The organism is Hymenobacter sediminicola (assembly GCF_014250515.1).
Taxonomy (GTDB): domain Bacteria; phylum Bacteroidota; class Bacteroidia; order Cytophagales; family Hymenobacteraceae; genus Hymenobacter; species Hymenobacter sediminicola.
Genome location: NZ_CP060202.1, coordinates 231,128 through 242,500 on the forward strand (window position 1 = coordinate 231,128; position 11,373 = coordinate 242,500).

The following is an 11,373-nucleotide window of genomic DNA, read 5'->3' on the forward strand; positions in this document are numbered from 1 at the left end:
GGAATGCGAAAAAGATAGGCGTACAAGTGGCCGGTACTAGAAAAATAAATAGGCCAAAGTCAGGAAGTTGCCGCTACTTTAGGGCTGCTTTCTGACTCTATCCCATTATATGAAGTGCTTCTATTCTTTACTGGCCCTTGCGGCCTACACCCTTTCCGCCCAGGCACAGCAGCCGGCTTCAGGGCCCAACTCCTCGCTAAAGCCGCAGCAACAGTTCAAAGCCGAACAGGACACTGCTTTTCGCCGGGGCTCCGGCATTAGCCTCAGCAACCTGAACAAGCAGCAGTTGGAAAACCTAGCGGTACTGGGCCGGGTGTGGGGCTTTGCGAAATACTACCACCCGGTAGTGGCCCGGGGCGAGGTGAACATGGACGCCGAGCTGTTCCGGATATTGCCCAAGGTGTTGCAGACCTCTACCCAACAGACCCGCAGCCAGGTATTGAGCGCTTGGCTTACCAGCCTGGGCCCGGTGCCAGCCTGCTCCGCCTGCAGGGAGCCGAAACCCAAAGAAGTACGCCTGCAGCCCGACCTGGCCTGGCTCACCGACCAGCGCCAGGTTAGCCCGGCGCTCAGCCAGAAATTGGTGTACCTGCGCCAGAACCGCAACCAGGGGCCGCACTACTATGTGCGCAGCGCCCCCAGCATCGGGAACCCGTTGTTTGAGCACGAAGAGGCCTATCCTTCCGCTGCCGGCAGCCTGCCCGACGACGGCCTGCGCGTGCTGTCCCTGTTTCGGTACTGGAACATGATTGACTATTTCTTTCCCTACTGCTACGCCATTGATGGGGACTGGCAGCAGGTGCTACCGGAGTTTCTGCCCCGAATGGTAGCGGCCCGCACCCCGGAGCAGTACCGAACTACGGCCCTGGCCCTCATTGCCCGCATTCAGGATACTCACGCCAATATCTCAGACGCTGACCCCATCATAGCCAGTTACCGGGGTACGCTTTATGCGCCGGTGCAGGTGCGGTTTGTGGAAGGGCAGGCCGTAGTGACGGAATATTATGACCCGCAGCTAGGTGCGGCCACAGGCCTGCAAAAAGGCGATGTGGTGCTGACGGTGGATGGCCGCAAGGTAAAGGACCTCATGGCGGAGCGGAAGCCGTTCACGCCAGCCTCCAACGAGCCTACCCAGCTACGCAACATAGCCCGCGACCTACTGCGCGGCAACACCGGGCAGGTGAAGCTGCTGGTGTGGCGGGATGGCAAAGAGCTGCCCTTTACGATTAGCCGCTTCGCCAGCAACCGGCTCAACCTGAACTTCAACCTGGGCACGCCCGATCCGACTGCCCCGGCCTGGCGCAAGCTTCCGAGCAACGTCGGGCACCTCACGCTGGGCACCATCAAGAACAAAGAGCTGCCGGCTATTATGGCAGAAGCCCAGGGTACCAAGGGCCTAATCATCGACATCCGTAATTATCCGTCGGATTTCGTAGTATTTTCCCTGTCAAAATACCTCTTGAGCCGACCTGCCGAATTCGTCCGGTTCAGCCTGCCAACGCCCACGTACCCGGGCCTGTTCACCACCATCAAGCCGCTGCAGGTGCAACCGGGGAAGACATTGGTCTACCCGGGCAAAGTGGTAATTCTGGTGAATGAACTCTCGGTTAGCCAGTCGGAATACACTACCATGGCTTTGCGGGCGGTGCCGGGGGCCGTGGTAATGGGCAGCACCACTGCCGGGGCCGATGGGAACGTATCCACCATTGTGCTGCCGGGCAACCTCACTACCCGCATTTCCGGCCTGGGCGTGTACTACCCCGACGGCCGCGAAACCCAGCGCATCGGCATTGTGCCGGATATTGAAGTGAAGCCCACCATTGCTGGCATCAGAGCCGGCCGCGACGAGGTGCTGGAACGGGCCATAGCACTGATTGAGCAGCAGTAAACTGCCGATAGCAAACGGGTTGTCGGGGCACCCCAATTTAGGATACCCCGACAACCCGTTTTACTTTTTCACTTTTTGCTTGCCTTACGGGTGCGCGGCCACCCACACGTCGCCGTCCTGATAAAACTCCTTTTTCCAGATAGTCACTACCTGTTTCAGCGTATCGATGATGTACTGGCAGGCGGCAAAGCTTTCGGCGCGGTGCGGCGTAGATACGGCCACCACCACCGCCACGTCGCCGATATAGAGGGTGCCTTTGCGGTGCACGACGGTTATTTTCTGCACCATCGGCCACTTTTCGGCGGCCTGCTCGGCCACTTTGCGCAATTGGTGCAGGGCCATGCTATCATAGGCTTCGTACTCCAGCCGGACCACGGGGCGGCCGGTGCTCTGGTTGCGTACCGTGCCGATAAAGGTATTGATAGCGCCTGCCCCATCGGCTTCCACGCTGCGCAGGGCAGCGGCTATGTCAATGGGCTGGTCGGTCAGGTCGATGTGAATCAAGGGAGTGATGAGGTGATGGAAGAATGGTGATAGGTAAACAGAGTGTCGTTCCCAGCCTGTGGGACATCTCGCGTGCTGACGTCAAGGGCAATCTGAACGGTGTAGAGACGCGTAGTCGCGTCGCGTCGTTGAACGACCTGCCCCGCACCAGACCACACCAGTGAAACAGTATCAGCAACGAGGAGGCCCGCTCGCTACCCGCCAGATACCGGCGGAATCAGGGCTATTTCGTCGCGTTCCTGCAGTAGCTGTGTGTCTTCGGCGTACTCGTTGTTCACGGCTACGGCTAAGCTGCTGAGCTGGCGCAGGGCCGGGTAGTCGGTGCGAAGCTGCTCCAGGAGCTGGTGCACGGGCTGGCCTTCGGGGAAGTTCAGAGCTAGCTCTGGTTGGCCCACAATTTCCTTGGCAATGCCAAAAAGCGCTATTTTCAGGTTCATAGGGTCGGGGAGCAAAATATAGTAGCAGTACGCACTTCAAACCCAAACCACAACGCGCGTGTTACGTTTTGGTTGACAGATTCCGGCCCTTACCGGGCTACTCTCTTTTTTATTGCTGCTGCTATGGCTGGTGCCGCTCCGTCTGTTTTGTTTGATAATCATGGCCGTCCGCTGGAATACCTGCGGCTGGCCGTGACGGACCGGTGCAACCTGCGCTGCTTTTACTGTATGCCCGAAGAAGGCATCAAGTACATGCCCAAGCAGGAGCTCCTGACCTACGAGGAGATGGAGCGGCTGGTTGGCCTGCTCACGGGCCTGGGCGTACGCAAAGTACGCCTGACGGGCGGGGAGCCATTCGTGCGCCGCGACTTGGTGCCGTTTATGGCCCGCCTCGCCGCCATTCCCGGCCTCGACGACTTAAGCCTGACTACCAACGGCGTGCTCACGGCCCCGTATGTGCCCGAGCTGGCCCGCCTGGGCGTGAAAGCCGTCAACCTCAGCCTCGATACCCTGGACCGTGCCCGGTTCGCCAGCATCACGCGCCGCGACGAGCTACCGCGGGTGCTGGACACGTTCTACGCGTTGCTGGCCTCCGGGATTCAGGTGAAAATCAACGCGGTGGTGATGGACGGGCAGAACATCGAAGACCTAGTGCCGCTGGCCGAGCTGACGCGGGAACTGCCCGTAGAAGTACGCTTCATTGAGGAAATGCCCTTCAACGGCGGCAGCCACGCCGCCACGCTGCCCTGGGACCACCGCCGCATCCGGCAGCATCTGGAGGCTCACCTAGGCGAGTTTGTGCCCGTGGCCACGCCCGCCGGTGCTACGGCTTCCGAGTACAGTATTGCCGGTCATCAGGGGCGCATCGGTATCATTGCGGCCTACTCACGCACATTCTGCGGTACCTGCAACCGAATCCGCCTCACGGCCGAAGGTGGCCTCAAAACCTGCCTCTACGACCAAGGCGTGCTGGATGTGCGGGCCCTGCTGCGTGGCGGCTCAACGGATGAACAAGTGGTAGAAGCCCTGAAAAGCGCCTTCCGCCACCGCGCAGCCAATGGCTTCGAAGCCGAGCAGCGCCGCCCCGTGCATCAACTCAGCTTCGAGTCGATGAGCACGATTGGCGGGTAACTTCGGATGCTACAACTGGTTTGCCCGTCGGCTTATTTGCCCAAGCCTACCCAGCCGCGCTGCATAGCATAATATACCGCCGTGCCGAACACCAAGCCCACCAGGTAGCCGTACGGCAGGCCGGCGCAGAGTAGCCCTACCAGCAATGCTACCAGCAAATCGGCGCGGTGCGCCGTGATGTCGCGGAGCAATGTGGCCAGCGTGAGGGCCTCAAAAAGGAGCAATACGCCTAGCACCGGCAGCGGGAATATCTGCACGATTTGCTGGAAGCCCTGGCTGAAAAATAGTCCCAACACCAAGAACAGTCCGCCGTAAATCAGAACGGAACCGCCAGTGCGCCCGCCAAACGTGTAGTGCCCCACCATGCCGCCTGAGCCATGGCACACCGGAAAGCCGCCCAGAAACGGATTCACTAGGTTCATGAGAGCATACGTAAAGCTGATTTGCCGCACTGTGAGGCTCCGCTCCGGAAAGTAATCCTGCACCACCTGCCGCGTAGCCAGCACCGAATTGCCGAGCGACAACGGAATCTGGGGCAGCGCCAATAGCACGGCGCCCGTCAAAATATCGGCGGTGGCGGGTACGTGCCAGGCTGGCAGGTGGAGCCCGATGGCCCGCTGGGCCGTGGCCAGATCAAGCTTGAAAACCAGGCCATACGCCACGCCCAGCGCCAATACCACTAGCGCGGCCGGCCAGCGGCGGTTTCCCAGCAGCACTACCGTCACCAGAAAACCGGCGGCGGCCAGTGCGTATCCCGGCAAGCCGTCGGCGGGCACGTACTCTTTCAGGGCCAGCGTGGCTAGCTGCAGTGCAAGCCCAAACTGGATGCCGCGCACCACGGGCTTAGGCACGAGCCGGGCCAGCGCGTCAATCAGCCCCGTGACTGAGAGCAGCAACATACTGATACCAATAGCCAGCCCGCCGCCGAAGATGAGGCGTCCAGGAATTTTCTGGGCAATAACCAGCGCGGCAAACGCCTTCAGTGGCTGCACCGGCATCGGCATGCCATACCAGAGCCCCGAAAACACTTGCATCAGCCCAAACATGATTAGCACTCCGGCGCTATCCATGCCTGAGGCGGCAATGATACCAATGAGCAGCGGCAAGTCCGTTCCTAAATCTCCGAAGGCTCCGGCCAGCTCATTTCTGTCAAATCGGATGCGTGGGCGAGCAGGACGGGTGGCAGTAAGCGGCATAAAGGATGCTTCGGACAGGGAAATATGGCTCAGTTTGGTTTCTGGTGCAGACTAGAGCCAGCATCCTAAAAACCCGATGTAATATGGCTCAAACCGCTTTTTCTACGGTATCCTGCCAGGCCAGCATACCGCCCGTCAGGTTCTGCAGATTGGTGAATCCATACGTATTCTGCAGCAGCTCGATGGCCTGGGCACTGCGGCGGCCGGAGCGGCAGTACACCACCACCGGATGGTGCCGCGGAATAGAGGCCATTCCTTTTTCTAGGCTACTCAGCGGCAACAGCGTAGCGCCCGGCAAGTGCGTCAGGGCAAATTCTTCCGGCTCACGCACATCCAGCAGAAACGGCGGGTGGCCCGATTCCAGCAGCTCGTGCAGCTCCACCGCCGATACTGTACTAATCCCAGCGCCGCACAAGTCGGCGTAATCGGCACGGTTGGCGGTATCTAGGTTGATGGACGCCTGCTCCGGCTTGCGCGAAAACTTCAGAATCCGAGTCTGAAACGATAAAGCATCCAGCATCCAGAGTCGTCCCACCAGCAATTCCCCAATTCCTAACACTACCTTCAGTGTTTCGGTCGCCTGGGCCGTACCTATCAGGCCGGGCAGCACGCCCAATACGCCGGTATCCTCACAATTGGGGGCTTCGCTGGCAGCGGGTGGTTGCGGAAACAGGCAGCGGTACGTGGGCCCGCCCTGGTAGTTGAACACCGACACCTGCCCTTCAAACTTGTAGATGGCACCCGAAACCAGCGGCCGGTTCAAGCTCACGCAGGCATCGTTGAGCAAGTAGCGGGTCGGGAAATTATCGGAGCCATCTACCACCACATCATACTGCGCTACTAACTCGCGCACATTGCCCAGCATGGCACGGCAGCTATACACTTCCGTCCGAACCAGTGGGTTGAGCCGCTGCACAGCCCGGGCGGCGGCGGCGGCTTTGGGTTGGCCTACATCGGCTGGTCCATAGAGAATCTGGCGCTGCAGATTGCTCATCTCCACCTTATCCGCGTCCACGATGCCCAGCGTGCCTACGCCGGCAGCCGCCAGATACTGCAGTACCGGACAGCCTAGGCCGCCGGCGCCTACCACCAACACGCGGGCGTTTTTCAGGCGTAGTTGGCCCGACTCGCCTATTTCGGGTAGCTGCAGGTGGCGGCGGTAGCGCTGGCGTTCTTCCGTAGTAAGCATAGCTGGCAAAGTAGGCGACCGGATAAATGGGCGGGTATCGTGACTGTGGCTTATTCAAACTTACAACTACCCCGTAAGGTTAAGATACTACGCGCCGGCTGCATCTGCGCGGCGCTTCATCATTGGCTATCCGGATTCTCAGTGGCAACTCCCGTTTTTCTGCCTCCTACCAGCTACGAATACGTGACCGTGCAGAAAGTGCAGGGCTCAGAAGCTACGGAAGCCTCCGACGTGCTGGCCGCCGAAGAGCCGCTGGAAATTCGCGTTGGTTACGGCCCCGAGAGCCAGCGTCAGCACCGCACGCTGTCCGTCACGATGCGCACTCCTGGTCACGATTTTGAGCTGACGGCCGGATTCCTGCTCACCGAAGGTATTATTCGCTGCCGCGAAGAACTGCAGGGCATCATCTACTGCCCCGATGTAGAGAAGGAGGAGGAGCGCGAAAACGTGGTGCGTGCAGAACTCAATCCTGCTTCCGTGCCCGATTTGCCCCGGCTGGAACGTCATTTCTACACCAGCAGCAGCTGCGGCGTGTGCGGCAAAACCAGCATCGAGGCGGTGCACGCGGCCAGCTGCCCGGTTTTGCCTGCCCAGGGACCCTATGTAGCCACTGCCGTAATTCATCAGCTACCCGAGCGGCAGCGCGCGGCGCAGGCGTTGTTTGAGCAAACCGGTGGCCTGCATGCGGCCGCGCTGTTTTCGCCGACCGGCGAACTGCTGCTGCTGCGCGAAGACGTAGGCCGCCATAATGCTCTGGACAAAGTAATTGGGGCGGCGTTGCTGGCCGGGCAGTTGCCACTCCACAACGCGGTGCTGCTGGTCAGTGGCCGCGCCAGCTTCGAGTTGGTACAGAAAGCCGCCGTAGCGGGTATTCCGGTCCTGGCCGCTGTAGGCGCCCCCAGTTCCCTTGCTGTATCGGCTGCCCACAACTTCGGTATGACGCTCTGCGGCTTTGTGCGCCAAAACCGCTTCAACATCTACAGTCACAACTGGCGTATCACAGACGAACCGGAGCTAAAGCCGATAGGCTAAGGTTCCATATTGACTCTGATTCGCTATTTCTGCTGTTTCCCGCTTCGCACTCCATGAAACTCCGCCTCGAAGACAACACCCTGCGCTTGCGTCTTTCTCAAGAAGAGGTAAAGGAGTTCGGCCACGCCGGCCAACTCCATACTGTAGTACCGCTTGGTCCTGCCCCCACCGATACGCTGACTTATACTCTAGAGCGGACAGCTGATGCTAGTTTGGAGCTGCGACTGGCTTATACGCCGGGCCGCATCACAGTTCAGGTGCCGTCTGTGCTATCTGATGAATGGACTACCACCGAAACCATCAGCCTGCGTGGCAGTTATCCAGTTGCCGGCAACCAAGTACTGCATATATTGGTAGAAAAGGACTTAGGCTGCAAGCATTAGTCTTCTTCATTCCTGCTCCCACCGAAGCCCCCTACATCATGGAAGAGTCTCCCGTCGCCGATCCGAACAAAGCAGGCAAGCAGCACGAACAAAAGGCCGCCAATGAGCCCAAAAGTAGGGAGCGTCCTGACCAGGGCGAAGCACCGGCACCGGACCATTATCGTCCTGATCCGCAGGCGGCGCGCGACGAGAGCAACATTAATCCTCCAGACGTGGCTAACGCAAAATACACCCATCCTATCCTTGCCCAGCCTCCCGAAGCCCTCACCGGCCTCCGGCTCGAAGAGCGGGCCAAAGTAGCCGCCGGCGTCACGGCCGTTATTAAGTCCATGGAGTTTAGCTGGAGTGAAGGCGGGCTGAACCGCGGCACCCGGGGCTTGCTCAAAATGAACCAAAAAGATGGTTTCGACTGCTCCAGCTGCGCATGGCCCGACCCCGACGACCACCGCTCCGTCGCGGAATTCTGCGAAAACGGTGCGAAAGCCACTGCCTCCGACGCCGACGACAAAGCTGCCGGTCCGGAATTCTTTGCGAAAAATAGCCTGGCTCAGCTGTCTAAGATGACTGACCGGGACCAGAACAACGCTGGCCGCCTCACGCACCCACTGGTAAAGCGCCCCGGCGACAACCACTATTCGCCCATTGCCTGGCCCGACGCTTTTCAGCTCATTGCCGACCATCTGAACGCGCTGTCGTCTCCTGATGAAGCCGTGTTTTATACCTCAGGCAAAGTGCCCAACGAGCCGGCTTTCCTGTTTCAGTTGTTTGCCAAGATGTTGGGCACCAACAACCTGCCCGATTGCTCCAACATGTGCCACGAGAGCAGCGGTGCGGCCCTCAGTCCCACGCTGGGTCTAGGCAAAGGTTCCGTCACGCTCAATGACATCTACGAGGCCGAAGTCATCCTTATCATTGGGCAGAATCCGGGTACCAACCACCCGCGTATGCTGTCGGCTCTGCAGAAGGCTAAGCGCAACGGAGCTAAGATTATCAGTATCAACCCCCTCATCGAAGCCGGCCTCAACCACTTCAAGAACCCACAGGATTTCATGAATCCGCTCAGGGCGCTGGGCGCGCTGATGGGCGACGGCACGCAGATAACCGACCTGTATCTGCAGGTGAGGGTAGATGGCGACATGGCCCTGCTGCGTGGTATCATGAAGCACCTCTTCGAAGCCGAGGACGTCAACCCTGGCCAGGTAGTAGACCGCGCCTTCATTGCCGAGTACACCACCGGCTTCGAGTCGTTCGAGCAGAATATCCGCAATACTTCCTGGGAAGATATTGAGGAGCTAAGCGGTATTAGCCGTGCCCAGTTGCTGAAAGCTGCCAATATGCTGGCGACTAAAAAGAAGATCATCACCTGCTGGGCTATGGGCGTCACGCAACAGCGGCAGGGCGTGCAAACCATCCAGGAAATCGTGAATCTGCAACTAATGAAGGGGGCCATCGGCAAGCCCGGTGCAGGTACTTGCCCAGTGCGTGGCCACTCAAATGTGCAGGGCGACCGGACCATGGGCATCTGGGAACAGCCAACCAAGAAGTTTCAGGACGCACTAAGCAAAGAATTCAACTTTCAGGCCCCCTACGAGCATGGCTACGACACGGTAGAAGCCATCAAAGCCATGTACAAGGGCAAAACCAAGGTGTTCTTCAGCCTCGGCGGCAACTTGCTGGCTGCTGGCCCCGATACCGAAGTCATTGCCGAAGGCATGCGCAAGCAAAAGCTCACGGTATTTGTCGGCACCAAGCTCAACCGCGGCCACCTCACCACCGGCGAAACCAGCCTGCTCCTGCCGTGCTTTACGCACGCCGATGTGGATATGCAAAAGGCCGGCCACCAGATGACCTCCTGCGAAAACTCTATGGGCGTTGTCAGCCAGAACAAAGGCGTGCTGATTCCCCTCGAGGGCCAGATGATGAGCGAAGTGGCCATCATCAGTGGTGTGGCCATTGCCACTCTCGGCAACCGCACCAATATCGCCGACTGGGTAGCCATGACCGAGAACTACGACGTCATCCGCGACCATATCAGCCGCGTGATTCCCGGCTTCGAGGATTTCAATGAAAAGCTGCGCCGTCCGGGCGGCTTCTACCTGCCTAATGGTCCCCGTGAGCGAAAGTTTACCACGCCCAACGGCAAGGCCAACTTCACAACCACCGAACTGGAGCATTACCAGCGCGAACTGGAGCCAGATCAGCTTATCCTGATGACTGTGCGCAGCCACGACCAGTTCAACACTACTATATACGACTACAACGACCGGTATCGTGGCGTCTTCAACGAGCGGCGGGTCCTCTTCATGAATCCCCAGGATATGGCCGAGCGCGGTATTGTTGCCAAAGACCTTATTGATATTACCAGTCACTTCAAAGGGGAAAAGCGTACTGTCGAAAAGTTCGTGGCCGTACCCTACGACATTCCGAAAGGCAACGTCTCCGCCTACTTCCCCGAAGCCAATCCGCTGGTCCCTATATCCAGCGTTGCCAAAACCAGCAATACACCTACTTCCAAGTACGTGGTAGTTACGGTAGTGCCTACCCTCAAAACAACAGGTGCTCCCATAGAGCAGCGCTTAGCAGTAGAAGCGTAGTCTCTCACTATATATATAAGAGTACAAGAGAGCACACCAAGTTCTATTGAAGCCAACCTCCTCTACACACTTTGCTTGTTTTTAGCAGTGTAGAGGAGGTTGGCTTTTGTGTGACCTGGTACTTCAAGACAGCCATTTTGCAGCATCTACACCAACACGGCAATTATTTTTCCTTTCGGAGTGAACTAACGGATGCTACTAAGTAGTTGTGTGCCAGGGTCCGGTCATGATTGGCGGCAGCCTGCTACGGCGCCACAACCAAAAATGTTTCCTGCCGGACTTGCACCACAGGATTTGTCCTTCTACTTTTGCACTCCCAATCCGAAACGCGGAGGGGAGGCCTGGCTAGCCGGGCCGGAAAAGAAAGTTAAGTGGCGGGGTAGCAAACGTAGAAAAGTCTACTTACCTTTGCAGCCCGCTTCGGAAGGAAACGGAACCCGCTTCGAAAAAAAAGTTTGCTTGCGTGCTTGCAAACAAAGAAAAGAAGCTGCTACCTTTGCAGCCCGCTTCGATCGGAGGCGGCACGAGTTCTGAGAAAAACCCTAAAACGTTTTTCTGGCAGGATTTGGAAAGTCAGAAAAGGGAGTTACCTTTGCAGCCCGCCGCGCCTCGACCGAGAGGCGGAGCGGACAGGCCAAGAAAAAAAGAACATCTTTTTCTTGGTTGTAGCAAAAACGGTGTTACCTTTGCAGCCCGCTTCGATCGGAAGCCGGCACACCGACTCACAAGTAGAGTCACTACGTTGTTTCAAATGCGAAACGACGCACGTTCTTTGAATGGATGGAAAGACAAATGAAAGGGCTTCTTTCCCTGGGCTTCGGCGCAGGAACACGAGAGAAGACCACGCGTAGAAATAAGAAGTAAACAGCTCGTTAACACGAGTCGGATCAGCACTCGACATCGTCTGTGGTTCGCCACAGATTAGGATTTTTATACAATGGAGAGTTTGATCCTGGCTCAGGATGAACGCTAGCGGCAGGCCTAATACATGCAAGTCGAACGGGTGTAGCAATACACTA

The 11,373-nt window shown here is 58.1% G+C and carries 9 protein-coding genes and 1 rRNA gene (1 of these 10 running past the window's edge); 6 read left to right on the top strand and 4 right to left on the bottom strand.

All coding sequences use genetic code 11. The features are described 5' to 3' along the window. Positions 1–109: 109 nt before the first annotated feature. Entirely contained in the window at positions 110–1,888 is a 1,779-nt protein-coding gene (locus H4317_RS01060) for a S41 family peptidase (RefSeq protein WP_185888360.1), read from the top strand. Positions 1,889–1,972: 84 nt separating this feature from the next. Here H4317_RS01060 and H4317_RS01065 read toward each other — a convergent pair whose 3' ends face one another. Together H4317_RS01065 and moaD are read right to left on the bottom strand one after the other, a co-directional pair. Further along, on the bottom strand, positions 1,973–2,392 hold the full coding sequence (locus tag H4317_RS01065; protein WP_185888361.1) for a molybdenum cofactor biosynthesis protein MoaE: 420 nt from the start codon (positions 2,390–2,392) through the stop codon (positions 1,973–1,975). A gap of 194 nt (positions 2,393–2,586) precedes the next feature. After that, positions 2,587–2,829 carry a molybdopterin converting factor subunit 1 gene (gene moaD / locus H4317_RS01070; protein ID WP_185888362.1) on the bottom strand — a complete coding sequence of 81 codons (243 nt, stop codon included), beginning with the start codon at positions 2,827–2,829 and terminating at the stop codon, positions 2,587–2,589. A 123-nt stretch (positions 2,830–2,952) separates the two neighbouring features. Here moaD and moaA point away from each other — a divergent pair, with 123 nt between their 5' ends. Beyond that, complete coding sequence (gene moaA, locus H4317_RS01075; protein WP_185888363.1) at positions 2,953–3,960, top strand: GTP 3',8-cyclase MoaA; 1,008 nt, start codon at positions 2,953–2,955, stop codon at positions 3,958–3,960. Between the two features lie 32 nt (positions 3,961–3,992). Here the strand turns inward: moaA and H4317_RS01080 are convergent, their stop codons facing one another. Both H4317_RS01080 and moeB read right to left on the bottom strand, forming a co-directional pair. Beyond that, a complete protein-coding gene (locus tag H4317_RS01080; protein ID WP_185888364.1) occupies positions 3,993–5,156 on the bottom strand; it encodes a putative sulfate/molybdate transporter in 1,164 nt (387 codons plus the stop codon). 88 nt (positions 5,157–5,244) lie between these two features. Next, positions 5,245–6,345, bottom strand: a complete 1,101-nt coding sequence (gene moeB, locus H4317_RS01085) for a molybdopterin-synthase adenylyltransferase MoeB (RefSeq protein ID WP_185888365.1) — start codon at positions 6,343–6,345, stop codon at positions 5,245–5,247. 141 nt (positions 6,346–6,486) lie between these two features. Here moeB and fdhD point away from each other — a divergent pair, with 141 nt between their 5' ends. The 4 genes from fdhD to H4317_RS01105 all read left to right on the top strand — a co-directional run. Next, positions 6,487–7,377 (top strand): formate dehydrogenase accessory sulfurtransferase FdhD, encoded by an 891-nt coding sequence (gene fdhD / locus H4317_RS01090; RefSeq protein ID WP_260625767.1) that lies wholly within the window; start codon positions 6,487–6,489, stop codon positions 7,375–7,377. Between the two features lie 53 nt (positions 7,378–7,430). Continuing rightward, the gene (locus H4317_RS01095) at positions 7,431–7,760 is read left to right on the top strand and encodes a DUF7009 family protein (protein ID WP_185888366.1); all 330 of its coding nucleotides are present in this window, start codon (positions 7,431–7,433) and stop codon (positions 7,758–7,760) included. Between the two features lie 38 nt (positions 7,761–7,798). Then, on the top strand, positions 7,799–10,354 hold the full coding sequence (locus tag H4317_RS01100; RefSeq protein WP_185888367.1) for an FdhF/YdeP family oxidoreductase: 2,556 nt from the start codon (positions 7,799–7,801) through the stop codon (positions 10,352–10,354). A gap of 934 nt (positions 10,355–11,288) precedes the next feature. Further along, a 16S ribosomal RNA gene (locus tag H4317_RS01105) occupies positions 11,289–11,373 on the top strand (it continues 1,428 nt past the right edge of the window).